We start from the raw sequence: 18,554 nt of genomic DNA on the forward strand, positions 1-18,554 counted from the left end.
GAAAAGGACTATTCAAATCCTTTTCTTTTATTGATTTCATGCGATTTATTTGTTCAATTTTCTCTTTGCAAATGGTAGCAAACCAAGAAGGAGACCAATAAATCCTAGCGATGCGACTGCTGAAGCATCTTGGCTTCCTGTATCTGGAAGGAGTTGTTCATCCGTTGCTGCAGGCGCTTTGTAGGTACGATCTTGTTTCGTTCCGAGAGTAGGATTTGTAGCCAAAGGAGCTACACTGCTAGTATATTCTGGAACTTCGTTTACTGCTGGTTCAATCTTTTCAGCGTAGGCTGGAATATTGGCTACTGCTGGGGAACCACTTTCTCCATAAACTGGAACATTCGCTACTGCCGGAGCACCGCTTTCTCCATAAACTGGAACATTCGCTACTGCTGGAGCACCGTTTTCTCCATAAACTGGGACATTCGCTACTGCTGGAGCACCGCTTTCTGCATAGGCTGGAACACTCGCTACTGCCGGAGCACCGCTTTCTCCATAAACTGGGACATTCGCTACTGCTGGAGCACCGCTTTCTGCATAGGCTGGAACACTCGCTACTGCCGGAGCACCGCTTTCTCCATAAACTGGAACATTCGCTACGGCTGGGGAACCACTTTCTCCATAAGCTGGAACATTCGCTACGGCTGGAGCGCCACTTTCGCCATAGGCTGGGAGTTCATTTACAGCAGCTTCTACCGCATTTGCACCTTTGTTGTATTCTGGCAACTCTGCAGTTGCAGCTTCTACTGCGTTCACCCCACCTTTAAAGTCTTCAATTTCAAGAACAGCCGACATGACACTGCTTAGAGTCTTAATAGCATCCTCATAGTCTGCTAAAGCTTGTTGCAAGTCTTTGACTTGACTATTCTTGTCACCAGAAACTTGTAAACTTGATAATTGCGCTTTAATCTTAGCAACTTGCTCTTCTAATTTACTTAGCTCAAGTTTTTTCGCATTACTATTTTCTTCTGCTGCTTCCTTATCTGCTGCGGCGAGTTTTGCTTGGTCTTGGCTTGAGAAATCTTCTTGGCTCATCGCTTCGGCCGGTGTGACTTGTTCACTGTCTTCGGCCAAGAAATCATCTAACAAGTCTGAGGCATCAATGTCACCTTCTTCGATAGCTTTCAAGATGCCGTCCTTGCCAATCACTTCTTTAGCTGCCTTAATCGCCGCTTCCTTATCAGTGATAGTGGCATCCTTGTTGATGTCGTCGATGGTTGATTTTTCAATTTTTTCTAAGGTAGCGATTAAATCTGAGCGAACTTTTGCTGCATCAACCTGAGCCTCTTTATCAGCTTCGTCTAACTTAGCTTGGTCCTCATCTGTGAATTCTGATACAGGTTCAGCTACTGTTTTGTGCTCGCTCGTATCTGCTGGCCAGTCTACAATAACATCACCAATCTCCAAATCCTCATCTGCGATAGCCTTCAAAAGATCTTCTTTACCAATCTCTTCTTTGGCTTCTTTGATAGCCGCTTCTTTATCGGTGATTGAAGCGTCTTTTTTAATATCTTCAATTACAGCATTTTCTAGAGATTCTAGGGCTTGAACCAGAGCATCCGTCGCTTGAGACACTTGTTCTTTGGCATCTTTTTCAGCCTGGTCTAGTAAGGCCTTCTCCTCAGTAGATAATTTTTTATTAGTTTGAACTTCAGGACCTGTCACCACTGGTTTATCCTCTGCACCCTCTGGTAATTCAGCGATGATATTATCTAAGCTGAGCTCTCCAGACTCAAGAGTATCTGAAATATACATCTTACCGATATATTCCTTCACAGCTTCAGCTGCACCCTCTTTGTCCTCAATTGCTTCCTTATCCTCAATATCACTAATAGCCTGTTCCTCAAGTTCATCCAAAGCCTTCATCAACTCTTCTTTGGTCATCTTAGCTGGATTCGTTGCGTCAGGATTAGCTGGACTAGGGTTTTCTGATTCCTTTTCAGTTTGAGCACTGCTCTCCCCTTCTGTGGCAGCTTGTGGTTGTGCAGGAACAACTGCCTGCTCTTCTGTTTTCCCTTCATCTGCCTTAACTACTGAAGGCTGTGAAACGAGTACACTAGCACCCAATACAGCTGCACTTGCTAAACTTGTTAAAATAACTTTCTTCTTGTCCATTAGACAATGCCCCTTTATAGTTTTTAATGTTATTATATTATATTGCTTAACGAACGTCAACTAATTTGTTATAGCTTTTAAAATTTTTATAAACAAGAAGAAAGCCTGTATGATGATTAAGAAACACTTCCTGTTCTTACCCCATCACTGTCGAGTCTGTAGCCATCAATAATCGTATTAACAGCTAAGGCTCCCGAAACATCAACATAGTAATGTTTACCCGAGACTTGGAACCATTGACTAGCTTTCATCCGGCCAGATTCCTCTAAGTAATACCAAGTTCCCTTGTCTTTAAGCCATCCCGTCTGCATCTCACCCGAAGCCTTTAGATAATACCAGTGAGAGCCATCCTTAATCCATCCAGTTGACATGGCCCCATTTTCTTTTAAATGATACCAATTGCTGTTAACTTTTTTCCATCCTGTTGCTAGCTTACCATTCTCTTGGTAATACCAACTCCCTCCTTCTTTTTTCCAGCCTTTCTCTGTATTGCTTAACTTTGCATACTGCACATATCTTCTAGAACCGCTATAAGACAAATAACCGAGCCACTTATAACCGTCCTTTTCAATAACCTGGTCATAGCTTACACTCTCACCAGCATAATAGTAGTCAATAACCTGTCCTGTACTTGATGGTTGGTCCATAATAGGCGATTTCCCCGTGAATACCATTGTCCCACTAGACGGAAGCTCTGAGCTACGAGCATTCTCACCCGCACTATGGCTAGTAGATAAATCCTTGAAATGAATAAAACCTGTCATCGAACTAGCCTTGACTTTTCGACGGTTATACTTTTCTCGAACCCCATAATTATACTCTTCAATCTCAATCGTATCCCCTGATACATTTGATACCCAGGCCACGTGCCCATAATAACCTTCTGTTGACCATGCAATAGCCCCAACTTCTGGCTTAGTATCCACACGGTAGCCTTCTCGCCTTGCACGATGTCCCCACTCATTTGCATTTCCGTAAGCAGGAGGAATCTCAAAGCCATTTACACTACTCAAACGGAAGGCTGCAAAAGAGGTACACTGACGAGAATACATCCGCCACTGATCGATTTCAACACTACCATTTTTGTAGTGAAGCGGATAGTCATCTCCACGCGCTACACTATCGGCCTGAACCAATTCTCCACCAAACAAAAAGGTACTTGTAACAAACAAAGTAGCCAGCCCTACACTCAACTGAGTACATCTACTCTTCTTAACTCCTGATTTTAAAAACGTCATTCATTCTCCTTAATGATATAAATTTCCGAGGTTACCCTCGTTTATACTATTCGGGAGAAAAAGAAAAAAGTGAGCAAAGCTCACTTCATTTTAGGATTCTTGGTCCAGATAGCGAATCAAGTTCTTTTCTGTCAAGATATCTGAGTAGGTGAAGGATTCAACGTAAACATTAGCTTGTTTGTCTCCCTCAACATCCCCAAATTCAACGATAAATAGAGATGGATACACCTCAATTAGCTTACCCAATCTATTTTTTTGGCGCTTACGGCCATTTTCCAAAGTCATTTCAACGACTTGTCCCTCATGCGCCTTGATCTCTTCTTTGATTTTTTTCATCTTGGCTACATCTGTAAATGCATCTGACATCTTATGCCTCCCTCTTTGAGATACTTGAAAATTTATTGTATTCTTTTTGGAAAATCAATTCCACCGTTCCTCGAGCTCCACTACGGTTTTTCTCGATGATAACCTCAACCTTATTATTTGGAATTCCTTCCTCTTCTTCACCCGCACGATCATAGTAGTCGTCACGGTATAGAAAGGCTACGATATCCGCATCCTGCTCGATAGAACCCGATTCACGAATATCAGACAAGACTGGTCTCTTATCCTGACGCTGCTCCACTCCACGAGATAACTGACTAAGAGCAATGACTGGAACCTTTAGCTCTTTAGCTAGAATTTTCAACTGACGGGAAATTTCAGAAACTTCTTGTTGGCGGTTCTCGCGACCAGTCCCTGTGATAAGCTGTAGGTAGTCAATCAAAATCAAGCCTAGATTGCCCGTTTCTTGAGCCAGTTTACGTGAGCGCGAACGAATTTCCGTGATCCGAATCCCTGGTGTATCATCGATATAGATACTCGCGTTGGCTAGGTTCCCTTGAGCAATGGTATATTTTTGCCACTCCTCATCAGTCAATTGACCCGTACGGATAGAATGAGACTCCACCAAGCCTTCGGCCGCCAACATACGGTCTACTAGACTTTCCGCACCCATTTCCAGCGAAAAGATAGCAACCGTTTTGTCTAACTTAGTCCCAATATTCTGAGCAATATTCAAGGCAAAGGCTGTCTTACCAACCGCCGGACGAGCTGCTAGGATAATTAACTCCTCCTCATGGAGACCTGTCGTCATATGGTCCAAATCACGATAGCCCGTTGCAATACCAGTGATATCCGTTGTTTGTTGTGACCGAACTTCTAGGTTTCCAAAGTTGATATTTAGAATATCTCGGATGTTCTTGAACCCACTACGATTGGCATTTTCGCTAACATCAATAAGCCCCTTTTCAGCCTGAGCAATGATTTCATCTGCAGGTTTAGAAGCTTCATAGGCTTGGTTGACAGACTCTGTCAACTTGGAAATCAAGCGACGTAGCATAGCCTTTTCAGCTACAATTTTAGCATAATATTCCGCATTAGCTGAAGTTGGTACAGAGTTGACAATTTCAACAAGATAGGACAAGCCACCAATATTTTGGAGATCTCCTTGGCTATCCAAAATCGTCCGAACTGTCGTCGCATCAATCGCTTCCCCACGATCTGACAAGTCTATCATCGCTTGGAAAATCAACCGATGAGCATACTTAAAGAAGTCACGAGAATCAATGTATTCTCGGACAAAAACGAGCTTACTCTCATCTATAAAAATAGCCCCCAAAACAGATTGTTCTGCTAAAATATCCTGAGGTTGAACTCGCAGTTCCTCTACTTCTGCCATCCGACTTTCCTTCCTTTTACAATCTTGTCAAGAAGTTGTAAACTTAACCTTCTTTTACACGAAGATTGATGACACTTGTAACATCTTGATAGATCTTCACTGGTACATCAATCAAACCTACTGCTCGAATTGGTGCTTGCACTTGAATATTGCGTTTGTCAATCTTGATACCAAATTGCTTTTGCAATTCTTCTGCAATTTTCTTGTTAGTGATGGAGCCAAATGTACGGCCATCTGGTCCAACCTTTTCAACAAATTCTACAACTGTTTCTTCTGCTTCAAGCTTAGCTTTGATGGCTTTTGCTTCAGCAATCATTTCAGCATGAGCCTTTTCTTCTGATTTTTGTTTTCCACGCAACTCACCCACTGCTTGAGCAGTCGCTTCCTTGGCCAAATTCTTTTTAATCAGGAAGTTTTGAGCATAGCCTGTTGGCACTTCCTTGATTTCGCCTTTTTTTCCTTTTCCTTTAACATCTGCTAAAAAGATTACTTTCATTCTTCTTTCTCCTTTTCCTTTAGTTCATCCAAGATTAGTTGAGTCAATTTTTCTCCTGCTTCTGACAAACTCATATCCTCGATTTGCGCAGCTGCTAGATTAAAGTGACCTCCACCACCCAGCTCTTCCATAATGCGTTGCACATTGATTTTACTACGACTTCGAGCTGAGATAGAAATAAATCCTTGTGTATTTTTTGCCAGAACGAAGCTGGCTTCAATGCCAGACATAGCTAACATAGCATCGGCAGCCTTACTGATAACAACTGTGTCATAAGAAATTGAGTCCTTAGCTTGAGCAATCAAGATATCTGAACCTAACTTACGACCTTGTAAAATGAGTTCATTTACCTCACGGTACTCTTCAAAATCTGTCGCAGCAATCTCCTGGATAGCAATACTGTCACTTCCCCGTGTTCTCAGGTAGCTAGCCACATCAAAGGTTCGGCTCGTCACGCGAGATGTGAAATTCTTGGTATCCAGCATCATACCAGCCATCAAAACACTGGCCTGCATACGACTCAAACGATTCTTCTTAGAATTTTGGAACTGAATCAATTCTGTGACCAACTCACTGGCACTACTTGCTCCACTTTCAATATAGGTGATGACTGCATTCTCAGGGAAATCCTGATCACGTCTATGATGGTCAATAACAATAGTTTGAGTGAACAAATCATAAAAATCTTTTGACAAGGTCAGAGCCGTCTTGGAATGATCCACCAGAACCAATAATGAACGGTTTGTAACTAGCTTCATCGCATCTGTAAGAGATAAAAGTTTCGTGACATCTTCCTTCTTCAAGAGTTGGATAGCACGTTCGATATCTGCTGGCATCCGGTCTGCATCATAGACAGCATAACTGTTCTCGATAATATTACTTGCAAACAACTGCATACCGACAGCAGAACCCAAGGCATCCATATCTAGATTTTTATGACCGACTACAAAAACTTGGTCAACACTTCGAATCTTATCAGAAATGGCTGTCATCATGGCTCTCGTACGTGTACGAGTACGTTTGATAGATGCAGCAGTTCCTCCACCGAAGTAGACTGGATTCTTGGTTTCATCATTTTCCTTGACCACCACCTGGTCACCACCGCGAACTTCTGCTAAGTTCAAGTTGAGCAAGGCAATTTTCCCTATCTCTTCATGATTTCCATCACCATAAGAAAATCCCATACTTAAGGTTAGGGGTAGCTGCCTCTGTTTTGATTCTTCTCGGAAAGTATCAATAACAGAGAATTTATCATTCATCAATTCCTCGAGTACTGTGTAATCTGTGAATACATAAAAACGATCCATCCCCACACGGCGAGAGAACATAGCATACTTACTAGCAAATTCTGAAACAAAATTGGCTACAAAACTATTGATATGACTGATATCGGAGTCAGATGTTGCATCCTCCAAATCATCATAGTTATCTACTGAGATGACTCCAATGACTGGACGACTAGTTACTAATTCAACAGTTGCTTCGTACTCCCCAGAAACATCAAAGAAATACAAAACACCTGAAGCCTTGTCCATATGAACCGCATATCGTGTTTCACCCAAGGTAGCATACGAACCTGGATTCCCAACAGAAGCCTTGATGATGATTTGAATTAACTCAACATCAATTTCGCCTTCTTCAGTAGTCAAAATCAGCTCAGCATAAGGATTAAACCATTCCACTTCTCCACTTGATAAATCTAATTTTAGGACTCCCACCGGCATTTGATCAAGCAAAGTACTCAAGCTATTTTCGGCTTGGTGATTTACATATTGGATTTGTTCAATTTCGCTCTTTTCATACTGTTTTTTTTGCCATACAAATAAAAGCAGATAAAGAAGTACAAATAAAAACAAAACAGTGATTGTTACAGCAAGATTATGTGAAAAAATAATCAGCAAAGTTAAGATTCCGAAAGTAGCAAGTCCTAGCCAGACCGCAGAAAACGGGATTAAATTATTTTTTTTCATTCTAAACCTCTTGCGCATTATTATATCACAAAAACCCTTAAAAAGCGACCTTTTAAAAGATGCAAGCCCTTCATTTCTCTAACTTCAGACACAAAAAGAGGAGGGAATCATCACCCTCCTAGCCCACATGTTCAGATTACCAACACCTAACGTTCCACGATAAGGGCTGTTCCCATCCCTCCTCCGATACAGAGAGTTGCTAACCCAGTTTTAACATCACGTTTCATCATCTCATGTACCAGTGTTACTAGGATACGGCAACCGGAAGCCCCAATTGGGTGACCAAGAGCAATGGCGCCACCATTGACATTGACAATATCTGTGTTGAAACCAAGTGTTTTCCCAACCGCACAAGCCTGAGCAGCAAAGGCTTCATTTGACTCGATCAAGTCAAGAGCATCAACTGTCAAATTGCCTTTTTCAAGAGCTTTGCGAGTCGCATAAATCGGTCCACATCCCATCATCTTAGGATCCAAACCTGCACTTGCATACGAACGAATGTGGGCAATCACTGAAAGTCCTAATTCTTCAGCTTTTTCAGCACTCATGACCAAGACAGCTGCTGCCCCGTCATTGATACCGGAAGCATTTCCCGCTGTGACAGAACCGTCTTTTTTGAAAACCGGACCTAGCTTAGACAGGCTCTCCAAGCTAGCATCTTTTCTAGGATATTCATCTGTATCAAAAACGATAGGATCGCCTTTGCGTTGAGGAATGACCACTGGCACTATCTCTTCTTTAAAGCGTCCAGATTCTATAGCTGCAACTGCTCGTTTTTGTGATTCCAAAGCAAGAGCATCTTGCTCTTCTCGACTGATGCCATATTCTTCAGCTACACTCTCAGCTGTAATCCCCATATGGTATTCGTTAAAGGCGTCAGACAAACCGTCCTTAATCATGGTATCTACTACTTTCGAATCGCCCATACGACCACCCCAACGGAAACTTGGCAAAACGTATGGTGCCTGACTCATGTTTTCTGCACCACCAGCTACCATAATATCTGCATCGCCACATCGAATCGCTTGAGCAGCCAACTGCACTGCCTTCAAACTGGAACCACAAACCTTATTGATGGTAAAGGCTGGTGTAAATTCAGAAAGTCCAGCATGAATACTCATTTGGCGGGCTACATTTTGGCCTAAACCTGCGCCTAGGACATTCCCCATAATCACTTCGTCTACCTGCTCTGATTTGACATTGGCTTTTTCCAAAGCACTCTTAATAACCAAAGCTCCCAAATCAACAGCTGAAACATTCTTCAAACTTCCTCCAAAGGAGCCTATTGGAGTTCGCACTGCTGAAACAATCACCACGTCTTTCATAACTACCCCCATTTATACCTTTTATAATAATGCAATACAAAAGTGGTTTACACTGGTGTAAACCACTTTAAAAATTCTATTTTATGATTCTTTCACTTCTAACAAACCAACTTCACCATCTTCACGGCGATACAAAACATTAGTTGTTTGATCTTCTACATCTACATAGATAAAGAAATCATGTCCCAATAAATCCATTTGAAGAAGGGCTTCTTCTAAATCCATCGGCTTCAAATCAATTTGTTTTGAACGAACGACTTTTGGTTGCACAACATTTGCATCTTCAACCAGAGCATCCGTAAAGAGTTGACTTGTCGCAACTTTATTTTTATTTTTACGTTCGATTTTAGTTTTATTTTTACGAATCTGACGTTCAATTTTATCTGTTACAAGATCGATAGAACCATACATATCTTGAGAAATATCTTCCGCACGAAGAGTAATAGATCCAAGTGGAATTGTTACTTCAACCTTTGCTGTTTTTTCACGGTAAACTTTCAAGTTCACACGTGCATCCAACTCCTGCTCAGGTTGAAAATACTTTTCGATCTTTTCGAGTTTAGAAACTACATAATCACGAATTGCTTCTGTTACTTCTAGGTTTTCACCACGGATACTATATTTAATCATATAAGTACCTTCTTTCTAAACATTTTTGTTTTTCTAATTATATTATAACGCTTTCATTTTCATTTTGCAAATTTTTTCCTCATCTTACAAGGGAAAAAGTTTTAACTTCCAAAGCACCTGCTTCTTCCAAAAGTCGTTTCACTCGATTCACAGTTGCCCCTGTTGTATAGATGTCATCAATCAGCAAAATCTTCTTAGGAAGTGAGATGCCATCTTTAATAAAAAATGGAATTTCAGTAGCCAACCTTTCCAAACGGCTTTTAGAGGAACTGGCGCTCTCTTCTCTTTTTCCTAATATATCTTTAAAAGAAAAGCCTGCTGCCTCAACCAAACCTTCAACCTGGTTAAACCCCCTCTCAAGCAATCTTTCAGGGCTTAGGGGAATTACAATAAATTGATAACCTCTATACTTTTTCAGCTCCTCAGCAAGAACGGACGCAAAAACTTTTCTAAGCAAAAAATCGCCATCAAACTTATATCTACTGAAAAAGTCTTTCATGGCTTGATTATAGGTAAAGATCGCCTTATGATCAACCCGAACTCCTTCTTTACACCAAAGTTTACAATCTTGACACTTAGTTGACATGCCTGTTTTCATACAGTTTGGGCAATAATTCTCACCAATCTTCTCAAAACTAGAAGCACAATCTGAACAAAGATAACTGCAGTCATCCTTCAAAAGGAAGAGACTACTAAAAGTAAGCTCACCCTTTGTAGTCTGGCCACATAGTAAACAATTCATAATCCCGCCTCCTTGTTCATCTGCTTGATTTCCTTGATTGCCTTCTTTATGGAAGCATTTAATCCATCATGAAAAAAGAGCAACTCACCAGTTGGTCTGTCCATACTACGCCCAACACGCCCTCCAATCTGAATCAAGCTAGACTTGGTAAAGAGACGATGATTAGCTTCTACTACGAAAACATCCACACAAGGGAAGGTAACTCCACGCTCCAAAATTGTCGTACTGATGAGTATCGTCAACTCTCTATCTCGAAAAGCTTGCACCTGCTCTAATCGATTTTCTGTGACAGAGCACACAAAGCCGATAGTTTCATTCGGGTATTGCTCCTGCAATAATTCTTTTAGTTTCTCGCCTTTTTTAATCTCTGATGCAAAAATCAGTAAGGGATAACCTGTTCTTCTCTGTTTCTCAATATAGGTCTTTAACTTAGTTGACAACTGACTTTTCTCTAAACAGCGATTAAAATCTGATAGCCAGACTGGCTTAGGAATAATCAAAGGATTTCCATGAAACCGTCTCGGCAAGCTTAATCGTTTTAATTCTCCTGTGCGAATCTTCTTATCCAACTCATCTGTAGAAGTTGCTGTAAGGAATATCCTCAATCCATCCTCCTTTACACTATTCTTTACAGCATAGTAAAGCATAGAGTTGTCAACATAAGGAAAGGCATCTACCTCATCTACTATCAACAAATCAAAGGCATGATAGAATTTTAATAACTGATGAGTTGTTGCAACTACTAAGGGAGTCCGAAAATAGGGCTCTGATTCGCCATGGAGTAGCGCTATATCGCAAGCAAAGTCATTCTGCAGTCGCTTATACAGTTCTAAACACACATCAATTCGAGGACTGGCCAAACAAACTGCACCACCATCATCAATCACTTTGGCAACAACTTGATAGATCATCTCTGTCTTTCCAGCTCCTGTCACAGCATGAACTAAAGTCGGTTCTTTCTTTTCGACTGCTCGAATCAACCCCTCTGATACCTTTTCCTGAAAAGGGGTTAACTGACCACGCCATTTGAGAACATCTTGCTTTGGAAAATCTTCCTGCGAAAAATAGTATAAGGCTTGATCACTCCTGACTCGCTTCATCAGCAAACACTCTCTACAATAGTAGGCACCAATAGGCAAATACCATTCTTCTAGAATCGTACTATCACAGCGTTGACAAAACAGTTTCCCCTTCTCTTTTCTCATTGCTGGAAGTTTCTCAGCCATCTGACATTCTTCTTTTGTTAATTCTTTCTCAGTAAACAAGCGACCGAGGTAATTTGGATTTACTTTCATACTTCTTTATTCGTAAAAATATAGCGCTTTAGGTGTTTTTTTAGTACAATTAAATCATGGAATTTAGAACAATTAAAGAGGATGGGCAAGTCCAAGAAGAAATCAAAAAATCGCGCTTTATCTGTCATGCCAAGCGTGTCTATAGTGAAGATGAGGCTCGTGATTTTATCACTGCCATCAAAAAAGAACACTACAAAGCCACCCATAACTGCTCTGCCTTTATTATTGGGGAACGCAGTGAAATCAAGCGTACGAGTGATGATGGCGAACCTAGTGGTACTGCTGGAGTCCCTATGCTCGGAGTCTTAGAAAATCATAATCTTACCAATCTCTGTGTGGTAGTGACACGCTACTTTGGGGGAATTAAGCTAGGAGTTGGTGGTTTGATCCGTGCTTATGCAGGTAGTGTGGCCTTGGCTGTTAAAGAAATTGGCATTATTGAAATCAAAGAGCAGGCTGGCATAGCCATTCAGATGTCTTACGCCCAGTATCAAGAATATAGCAATTTTCTTAAAGAACATCATCTCATGGAGCTGGATACAAACTTTACAGATCAAGTTGATACAATGATTTATGTTGATAAGGAAGAGAAAGAAAATATCAAGTCTGCTCTTGTAGAGTTTTTTAATGGAAAGGTTACTTTAACGGATCAAGGTTTACGAGAAGTTGAAGTTCCTGTAGACTTAGTGTAAACAAAGGAGAAATACATGGCGTTTGGAAAATTTATTCAAGGACTTGCTGGTAACTTCAGCGAGGAAAACAAAGAGACTCTTATCAAAGAATATGGACAATATCTACTAGAGAATGAAGAAATTCAAAGTGGATATAAACTTATTCGCGATTCAATTATCTTTACAAATATCCGTATTATTTTTACAGATAAGCAAGGTGCCACTGGTCGCAAGGTATCTGTTAAGTCACTCTTTTTGATGAACATTGTAAACGTTGAAATGGAAACTGCTGGAACAGGTATAGATGATAGTGAGATTACGATTACTTATTTAGAAAATGTCTTTCTAAAAGCACATAATGAGCATCTGAGTTTCCATAAATTTGAATTCCCCAAAAAAACAGATATCCTCCCTCTTTACACCTATCTATTAGAATTGGCTTATCACAATCGATTAAAAATTAATGGCTTAGACCATTGATATAAAAAAATCCTATCACTTTGATAGGATTTCTATATTTTACAAATAGCCTTAAGCGCGTTATACTAGTATCATCTTATACAAAGAGGTATATCTATGGCTATTTATAACAATATCACTGAACTAATCGGACAAACACCGATTGTTAAACTTAACAACATTGTTCCAGAGGGTGCTGCAGACGTCTATGTTAAACTAGAAGCTTTTAACCCTGGATCGTCAGTAAAAGACCGCATTGCCCTTAGCATGATTGAAAAAGCGGAACAAGATGGTATTCTAAAACCGGGTGCTACCATTGTTGAAGCAACGAGTGGAAACACTGGTATCGGTCTTTCATGGGTTGGTGCCGCTAAAGGATATAAAGTTGTTATCGTCATGCCTGAAACGATGAGTGTGGAACGACGCAAGATTATCCAAGCCTATGGTGCTGAACTCGTCCTTACTCCTGGTAGCGAAGGAATGAAAGGGGCTATTGCCAAAGCTCAGGAAATCGCCGCTGAACGTGACGGCTTCCTTCCCCTCCAATTTAATAATCCAGCTAATCCAGAAGTGCACGAAAGAACAACAGGAGCTGAAATACTGGCTGCTTTCGGTTCTGATGGACTAGATGCTTTTGTGGGTGGTGTTGGCACCGGCGGAACGATCTCAGGTGTTTCTCACGCTCTTAAAGCAGCAAATTCAAACATTCAAGTTTATGCAGTTGAGGCAGACGAGTCAGCTATCTTGTCTGGTGAAAAACCAGGACCTCACAAAATTCAAGGCATCTCAGCTGGATTTATTCCTGAAACACTTGATACAAAAGCCTATGATGGTATCGTCCGCGTAACGTCAGATGATGCTCTAGCGCTTGGCCGTGAAATTGGTGGAAAAGAAGGATTCCTTGTTGGGATTTCTTCAGCTGCAGCGATTTACGGGGCAATTGAGGTTGCCAAGAAATTAGGTACAGGTAAGAAAGTCCTTGCTTTAGCACCAGATAACGGCGAACGTTATTTGTCTACAGCACTCTATGAGTTTGAAGTGTAGCCTCCTAAATGCACTTAGCCCTTATTAAAGGGCTTTTTGTTTACTCATAAAGACTCTACTCTCTAGACAAAAAGAAAAAGGAAGCAAGTTGCTTCCTTTTCTATTAGTTATTCAAGGCTGCTGCCATTGTAGCTGCAACTTCTGCTTCAAAGTCGTTTGCAGCTTTCTCAATACCTTCACCAACTTCAAAGCGAGCGAACTCAACTACTGAAGCATTTACTGATTCAAGGTAAGCTTCAACTGTCTTGCTGTCATCCATGATGTATACTTGTGCAAGAAGTGTGTATGCTTGGTCAACTTTAGTGTTGTCAAGCATGAAGCGGTCCATTTTACCTGGGATGATTTTGTCCCAGATTTTTTCTGGTTTGCCTTCTGCAGCCAACTCAGCTTTGATGTCAGCTTCAGCTTGAGCAATCACTTCATCAGTCAATTGTGCTTTTGATCCATACTTCAAGTGTGGAAGAGCTGGTTTACCAACCATTGCACGGCTTTCGTTATCTTGGTCGATTACGTGGTTCAATTGTGCCAACTCAGCTTTAACAAATTGTTCATCCAATTCTTTGTAAGAAAGAACTGTTGGTTTCATCGCAGCAATGTGCATTGAGATTTGTTTAGCAAGCGCTTCGTCTCCACCTTCGATAACTGAGATAACACCGATACGGCCACCGTTGTGTTGGTAAGCTCCAAAGTGTTGCGCATCTGTTTTTTCAAGCAAAGCAAAACGACGGAATGAGATTTTTTCACCGATTGTAGCTGTTGCAGATACATATGCAGCTTCAAGAGTTTCACCTGAAGGCATTGTCAAAGCAAGAGCTTCTTCGTTGTTCGCTGGTTTTCCTTCAGCAATTACTTTAGCCGTTGCGTTTACCAAGTCAACGAATTGAGCGTTTTTCGCAACAAAGTCAGTTTCAGCATTTACTTCAACTACTGCTGCAACGTTACCATTAACAAATACACCAGTCAAACCTTCAGCTGCAACACGGTCAGCTTTCTTAGCTGCTTTTGCCATACCTTTTTCGCGAAGCAATTCAATCGCTTTTTCGATATCACCTTCAACTTCAACCAATGCTTTCTTAGCGTCCATAACACCAGCACCAGATTTTTCACGCAACTCTTTAACAAGTTTAGCTGTAATTTCTGCCATTTTGATTCTCCTATATTTTTTAAAATAGGAGAGCCGGGCTAAGCCCCCTGCCCTCCTAGGTAATGATTACTTATTGAATTAAGCGTTGTCGCCTTCTACAACTTCAACGATTTCTTCGATTGAGTCAGCTTGAGCTTCTGAAGCTGCAAATTCAGCTTCAACTGCTGTTGCGTCCTCACCTTGACGTCCTTCGATGATAGCGTCAGCCAATTTAGCTGTGATCAATTTAACAGCGCGGATAGCGTCATCGTTAGCTGGGATGATTACATCGATATCGTCTGGATCAGTGTTTGTGTCAACCATCGCTACAACTGGGATACCCAATTTTTTAGCTTCTTTAACAGCGATTTGTTCTTTATGTGGGTCAACTACGTACATTACATCAGGGATACGAGGCATGTCTTCGATACCACCCAAGAATTTTTCAAGACGTGCACGTTGTTTGTTAAGAAGTGCAACTTCTTTCTTAGGAAGAACGTCGAAGATTCCTTCTTCTTCCATACGTTTGATTTCTTTTAAACGAGCAATACGTTTTTGGATAGTTCCCCAGTTAGTAAGAGTTCCACCCAACCAACGGTGGTTGATGTAGTATTGACCTGAACGTTCTGCTTCTTCTTTAACAGCGTCAGCAGCTTGTTTTTTAGTACCAACAAACAATACAACTGCATCGTTAGCTGCTGCATCACGCATAAAGTCGTATGCTTGGTCAGCGTATTTTACAGTTTGTTGCAAGTCGATAACGTGGATTCCGTTACGCTCAGTGAAGATGTACTTAGCCATCTTAGGGTTCCAGCGACGAGTTTGGTGACCAAAGTGTACACCAGCCTCAAGAAGTTGTTTCATTGAAATTACTGCCATGAGTATTTCTCCTTTTTGTTTTTTTCCTCTCCTCGACTTCAACTTGCAAAACGACCCGAGGGCAACAGTTTCACAATTCATCAAGAATGAGTATTATCGTTTACACGACAAGTTTCATTTTATCACATTTTAGCCATATTTTCAAGTAGTTTTGATAGATTTCGGCCTTGCTTTCGATAAAAAATAATAAAAGAGACTCGAATCGAGCCTCTTCGTTTCATTCATTAGTTTGGATAGATATATGTTACGTAACCTTCAGAAGTTGTAGTTGGGTTGAACCATCCACGCTTGTTACCGATTGTACGATCTCCACCATAGTTTGATTCTGATACTTGAATGCTAGTTGATGATGAAACCGCTGTAACAACCGCTACGTGTCCATATCCACCGTCATTCCAACATGCAATCGCACCAACTTGTGGAGTTGATCCAGTACGGAATCCTGCAGCTGCTGCACTTGTAGCCCACTGCGCTCCGTTACCCCAGTAATCTCCAGCCCAAGGTGCTAATGTTTTAGCTCCCCAAGTACATTCTCCAGTTGGATAACTTGAAGCATTTGTACTGTATGTTGGACGCTGTCTTGTTGGAGTTGGTGCAGGTGCCGGAGTGTAGCTTGAATCATCATCTGATGAAGAGCTTGAAGTTGCTTGCACTTGATCTGAAAGTGTTGTATTTCCAGAAGCAACAACTGATTGTTGTTGGCTTGTTTGACGTGCTTTATAAGCCGCTTCTGCTTCAGCTGCTGCTTTTGCTTCTGCCTCTGCTGCTGCTTTTTGTTCCAACAAAGTAGCTTTGTCGCTTTCTGCAGTAGCTTTCTCTGCTGCAAGGTTTAACTCAGCAACTTTCAACTCTGCTTGTTTTGTCGTCAATGCTTGTGCATCGTCAGCAAGCGTTTGTTGGTTCGCAATTACAGTGTTGATTGCTTCATTATTTGCAACCTGTTTTTCAGCGATAGATTTCTTATCAGCTTTCTGTTGTTCCAACATTTTGTTGTTAGCTGATACGATCTCGCTCATGGCTGCAACACGTGAAATAGCTTCCGTAATTGATTTTGAGTTTACAATTGTATTGATGTAGCTAGTTGCTGCACCGTTAGTTTGTGCGCTACGTGCTTGTTTTTCCAAAGATTCATTACGAGCAACAATGTTCTTAGAGAGCTCTGTAATTTCTCCTTCAAGTTTTTTAGATTCAGCTTGTAGAGTTTCATTCTCAGCTTCCAAGTTCGTTTGTTGAGTTTGGATAGCTGTAACTTGCGTTTGGATTTCATCTACTTGTTTTTGAGCTTCTTTTTGTTGAGATGTCAAATTACTAATCTTACTATCTTGAGCAGCAATCTTTTCATCAGTTGTTTCAGCGTGGACAGTTGTCAATACTGCCGCTTGAGACACTAATACTGTACTTAATAAAAGTGACGCTAAGATTTTTTTCTTCATATTGTGTAGATACTCCTTCTATTTAAGACATTACTAGTATACCAAAAAAAGACATAATAAATATTACGCCTTTGTTACATTTTTATTTCTTTCTTATAGATAACATTTTTCAAAAATATATTGGAAAATAAGCATCCATAAAAAGTTTAAAATCATTGATGGGACAAGGCTGTAGACAATAAAAACTGGCATCGATTCTACTGTCAATCCCATAGCAAGGGCAAGGAGATAACTCCCCATATCAAATAGGAAACTCATCACAACTATTGTTAACATTCTTGTCCAACGGTTTAGCAAAATTACACTATTAAATTTATGGAGCGAAGCTCCTATCAAGATAAATAGAAGTGTTGCAATTCCTATCAAGTGGAAAAAATAGATATCGTACACTAAACCCACTATACCGCAATAAGCTAGATAGAGATATTCTGAAACCTCAATTGTCTCAAACAAGAGAAATAAAAACAGAAAATGACTTACTAAATGAAAGTGAGGGAAGAAGGATCCCGCTAATTGTCCAATATGTGCATCAATTAATACAACAAAAGGGAGTAAAAAGAAAATACCAATTTGTTTTAACAGTCTCATTGCTAATTCCCCACTAACTCTACCACATGAAGATCTTTAGTATCAGCACTTAACTTTACTGTTACCTCTCGTGTCAGATAATCACTGCTATGAGTTGTAGCAACAACCTCTCCAACAGGAATATCCTTAACATTAAAGTTTCCAAGCCCCCCTGTAGTCACCCTATCTCCGGCACTAATGTCGTTGTTACTGTTTAATTGACTAATTTTAAGAAGTTCGGTTTCTTTGTCATAACCAACGATAATTCCGTAAATTTCAGTAGAACCATGCAAGATTTTAACGGAAATTTTGTCTGAATTTTCGGTGTTTGTCAATAGGTTGATCGTTGTTGAATGATCCTCCACTTTTGAAACACTGCCAATCAAGCCCCCGTTTGCAATGGCCAACATATTTTCAGAAGCACCCTTTGAACTTCCTGCATCTATCGTTAACTCTTGCTTCCAAAATACCGGTGAGCGCGTAATCACATCTGCTGCTAAGTTTTTTGTAGCCTGCAATTTTGACTTCATATCCAGCAACTGACGTAGTTGTTCATTTTCATTTTTTAAACTTTCTGATTGATTAGATTCTACCTCTAGTTGATAGAGCTGTTTTTTTAGACTTTCGTTTTCATTGTAAGTCTGCGTCAAATGTCCCAAATCTGATTTGAAAGTATCAAACCACTGAAAGGGTTTTTGGACAATTCTATCTACTAAGGAAATCCCATCTCCTAGTTTCGTCACAATAGAGCTTGAATAGGTTGTCACTAATAGTACAGAAACAGCCAGAACTGTGACAAAAACGATGATTAGATATTTTGATTTTTTAAAACGATTCATATTCCTAC

18 protein-coding genes are annotated in these 18,554 nt (G+C 40.6%); 3 read left to right on the forward strand and 15 right to left on the reverse strand.

The window, feature by feature from the left end; genetic code table 11:
• Positions 1-45: 45 nt before the first annotated feature.
• The 10 genes from NML69_RS08625 to NML69_RS08670 all read right to left on the reverse strand — a co-directional run bounded on the left by NML69_RS08625 (position 46) and on the right by NML69_RS08670 (position 11,531).
• The gene (locus NML69_RS08625) at positions 46-2,115 is read right to left on the reverse strand and encodes an SIALI-17 repeat-containing surface protein (RefSeq protein WP_254726368.1); all 2,070 of its coding nucleotides are present in this window, start codon (positions 2,113-2,115) and stop codon (positions 46-48) included.
• Between the two features lie 116 nt (positions 2,116-2,231).
• On the reverse strand, positions 2,232-3,353 hold the full coding sequence (locus NML69_RS08630; protein ID WP_254726370.1) for a CHAP domain-containing protein: 1,122 nt from the start codon (positions 3,351-3,353) through the stop codon (positions 2,232-2,234).
• A 90-nt stretch (positions 3,354-3,443) separates the two neighbouring features.
• On the reverse strand, positions 3,444-3,719 hold the full coding sequence (locus NML69_RS08635; protein WP_001278166.1) for a Veg family protein: 276 nt from the start codon (positions 3,717-3,719) through the stop codon (positions 3,444-3,446).
• 1 nt (position 3,720) lies between these two features.
• Positions 3,721-5,073, reverse strand: coding sequence for a replicative DNA helicase (dnaB, locus tag NML69_RS08640; protein ID WP_096421437.1), 1,353 nt, complete (start codon positions 5,071-5,073; stop codon positions 3,721-3,723).
• A 43-nt stretch (positions 5,074-5,116) separates the two neighbouring features.
• Positions 5,117-5,569, reverse strand: a complete 453-nt coding sequence (gene rplI, locus NML69_RS08645; protein ID WP_000864211.1) for a 50S ribosomal protein L9 — start codon at positions 5,567-5,569, stop codon at positions 5,117-5,119.
• Positions 5,566-7,539, reverse strand: coding sequence for a DHH family phosphoesterase (locus tag NML69_RS08650; RefSeq protein WP_254726372.1), 1,974 nt, complete (start codon positions 7,537-7,539; stop codon positions 5,566-5,568). The genes rplI and NML69_RS08650 overlap by 4 nt, the downstream gene beginning before the upstream one ends.
• Before the next feature lie 146 nt (positions 7,540-7,685).
• Positions 7,686-8,864, reverse strand: coding sequence for an acetyl-CoA C-acetyltransferase (locus NML69_RS08655; RefSeq protein ID WP_198460230.1), 1,179 nt, complete (start codon positions 8,862-8,864; stop codon positions 7,686-7,688).
• A gap of 81 nt (positions 8,865-8,945) precedes the next feature.
• Positions 8,946-9,494 carry a ribosome-associated translation inhibitor RaiA gene (gene raiA / locus NML69_RS08660; RefSeq protein WP_000599111.1) on the reverse strand — a complete coding sequence of 183 codons (549 nt, stop codon included), beginning with the start codon at positions 9,492-9,494 and terminating at the stop codon, positions 8,946-8,948.
• A gap of 79 nt (positions 9,495-9,573) precedes the next feature.
• On the reverse strand, positions 9,574-10,236 hold the full coding sequence (locus NML69_RS08665; protein WP_254726374.1) for a ComF family protein: 663 nt from the start codon (positions 10,234-10,236) through the stop codon (positions 9,574-9,576).
• Positions 10,233-11,531, reverse strand: a complete 1,299-nt coding sequence (locus tag NML69_RS08670; RefSeq protein ID WP_254726376.1) for a DEAD/DEAH box helicase — start codon at positions 11,529-11,531, stop codon at positions 10,233-10,235. The genes NML69_RS08665 and NML69_RS08670 overlap by 4 nt, the downstream gene beginning before the upstream one ends.
• Positions 11,532-11,587: 56 nt before the next feature.
• Here NML69_RS08670 and NML69_RS08675 point away from each other — a divergent pair, with 56 nt between their 5' ends.
• The 3 genes from NML69_RS08675 to cysK all read left to right on the forward strand — a co-directional run bounded on the left by NML69_RS08675 (position 11,588) and on the right by cysK (position 13,705).
• The gene (locus NML69_RS08675) at positions 11,588-12,223 is read left to right on the forward strand and encodes a YigZ family protein (protein WP_254726378.1); all 636 of its coding nucleotides are present in this window, start codon (positions 11,588-11,590) and stop codon (positions 12,221-12,223) included.
• A gap of 15 nt (positions 12,224-12,238) precedes the next feature.
• Positions 12,239-12,682 (forward strand): PH domain-containing protein, encoded by a 444-nt coding sequence (locus NML69_RS08680; RefSeq protein ID WP_254726380.1) that lies wholly within the window; start codon positions 12,239-12,241, stop codon positions 12,680-12,682.
• 96 nt (positions 12,683-12,778) lie between these two features.
• Entirely contained in the window at positions 12,779-13,705 is a 927-nt protein-coding gene (gene cysK / locus NML69_RS08685) for a cysteine synthase A (protein WP_001029449.1), read from the forward strand.
• Between the two features lie 103 nt (positions 13,706-13,808).
• Here the strand turns inward: cysK and tsf are convergent, their stop codons facing one another.
• The 5 genes from tsf to mreC form a co-directional block, all read right to left on the reverse strand.
• Complete coding sequence (gene tsf, locus NML69_RS08690; RefSeq protein ID WP_254726382.1) at positions 13,809-14,849, reverse strand: translation elongation factor Ts; 1,041 nt, start codon at positions 14,847-14,849, stop codon at positions 13,809-13,811.
• Between the two features lie 78 nt (positions 14,850-14,927).
• Complete coding sequence (rpsB, locus tag NML69_RS08695; protein WP_000268477.1) at positions 14,928-15,707, reverse strand: 30S ribosomal protein S2; 780 nt, start codon at positions 15,705-15,707, stop codon at positions 14,928-14,930.
• A gap of 224 nt (positions 15,708-15,931) precedes the next feature.
• On the reverse strand, positions 15,932-17,140 hold the full coding sequence (pcsB, locus tag NML69_RS08700; RefSeq protein ID WP_000726991.1) for a peptidoglycan hydrolase PcsB: 1,209 nt from the start codon (positions 17,138-17,140) through the stop codon (positions 15,932-15,934).
• A 93-nt stretch (positions 17,141-17,233) separates the two neighbouring features.
• Positions 17,234-17,728 carry a rod shape-determining protein MreD gene (gene mreD, locus NML69_RS08705; protein WP_198459044.1) on the reverse strand — a complete coding sequence of 165 codons (495 nt, stop codon included), beginning with the start codon at positions 17,726-17,728 and terminating at the stop codon, positions 17,234-17,236.
• Between the two features lie 2 nt (positions 17,729-17,730).
• The gene (gene mreC / locus NML69_RS08710) at positions 17,731-18,546 is read right to left on the reverse strand and encodes a rod shape-determining protein MreC (RefSeq protein WP_254726384.1); all 816 of its coding nucleotides are present in this window, start codon (positions 18,544-18,546) and stop codon (positions 17,731-17,733) included.
• Positions 18,547-18,554: the final 8 nt, after the last annotated feature.

Origin of the sequence: Streptococcus sp. CF8-6, from assembly GCF_024295845.1 — a bacterium.
Classification (GTDB): Bacteria; Bacillota; Bacilli; order Lactobacillales; family Streptococcaceae; genus Streptococcus; species Streptococcus oralis_BO.

Coding starts and splice junctions, on each gene's coding strand:
- NML69_RS08625 (WP_254726368.1), bottom strand. CDS start 2,115: ATGGACAAGAAGAAAGTTATTTTAACAAGTTTAGCAAGTGCAGCTGTA.
- NML69_RS08630 (WP_254726370.1), bottom strand. CDS start 3,353: ATGACGTTTTTAAAATCAGGAGTTAAGAAGAGTAGATGTACTCAGTTG.
- NML69_RS08635 (WP_001278166.1), bottom strand. CDS start 3,719: ATGTCAGATGCATTTACAGATGTAGCCAAGATGAAAAAAATCAAAGAA.
- dnaB (WP_096421437.1), bottom strand. CDS start 5,073: ATGGCAGAAGTAGAGGAACTGCGAGTTCAACCTCAGGATATTTTAGCA.
- rplI (WP_000864211.1), bottom strand. CDS start 5,569: ATGAAAGTAATCTTTTTAGCAGATGTTAAAGGAAAAGGAAAAAAAGGC.
- NML69_RS08650 (WP_254726372.1), bottom strand. CDS start 7,539: ATGAAAAAAAATAATTTAATCCCGTTTTCTGCGGTCTGGCTAGGACTT.
- NML69_RS08655 (WP_198460230.1), bottom strand. CDS start 8,864: ATGAAAGACGTGGTGATTGTTTCAGCAGTGCGAACTCCAATAGGCTCC.
- raiA (WP_000599111.1), bottom strand. CDS start 9,494: ATGATTAAATATAGTATCCGTGGTGAAAACCTAGAAGTAACAGAAGCA.
- NML69_RS08665 (WP_254726374.1), bottom strand. CDS start 10,236: ATGAATTGTTTACTATGTGGCCAGACTACAAAGGGTGAGCTTACTTTT.
- NML69_RS08670 (WP_254726376.1), bottom strand. CDS start 11,531: ATGAAAGTAAATCCAAATTACCTCGGTCGCTTGTTTACTGAGAAAGAA.
- NML69_RS08675 (WP_254726378.1), top strand. CDS start 11,588: ATGGAATTTAGAACAATTAAAGAGGATGGGCAAGTCCAAGAAGAAATC.
- NML69_RS08680 (WP_254726380.1), top strand. CDS start 12,239: ATGGCGTTTGGAAAATTTATTCAAGGACTTGCTGGTAACTTCAGCGAG.
- cysK (WP_001029449.1), top strand. CDS start 12,779: ATGGCTATTTATAACAATATCACTGAACTAATCGGACAAACACCGATT.
- tsf (WP_254726382.1), bottom strand. CDS start 14,849: ATGGCAGAAATTACAGCTAAACTTGTTAAAGAGTTGCGTGAAAAATCT.
- rpsB (WP_000268477.1), bottom strand. CDS start 15,707: ATGGCAGTAATTTCAATGAAACAACTTCTTGAGGCTGGTGTACACTTT.
- pcsB (WP_000726991.1), bottom strand. CDS start 17,140: ATGAAGAAAAAAATCTTAGCGTCACTTTTATTAAGTACAGTATTAGTG.
- mreD (WP_198459044.1), bottom strand. CDS start 17,728: ATGAGACTGTTAAAACAAATTGGTATTTTCTTTTTACTCCCTTTTGTT.
- mreC (WP_254726384.1), bottom strand. CDS start 18,546: ATGAATCGTTTTAAAAAATCAAAATATCTAATCATCGTTTTTGTCACA.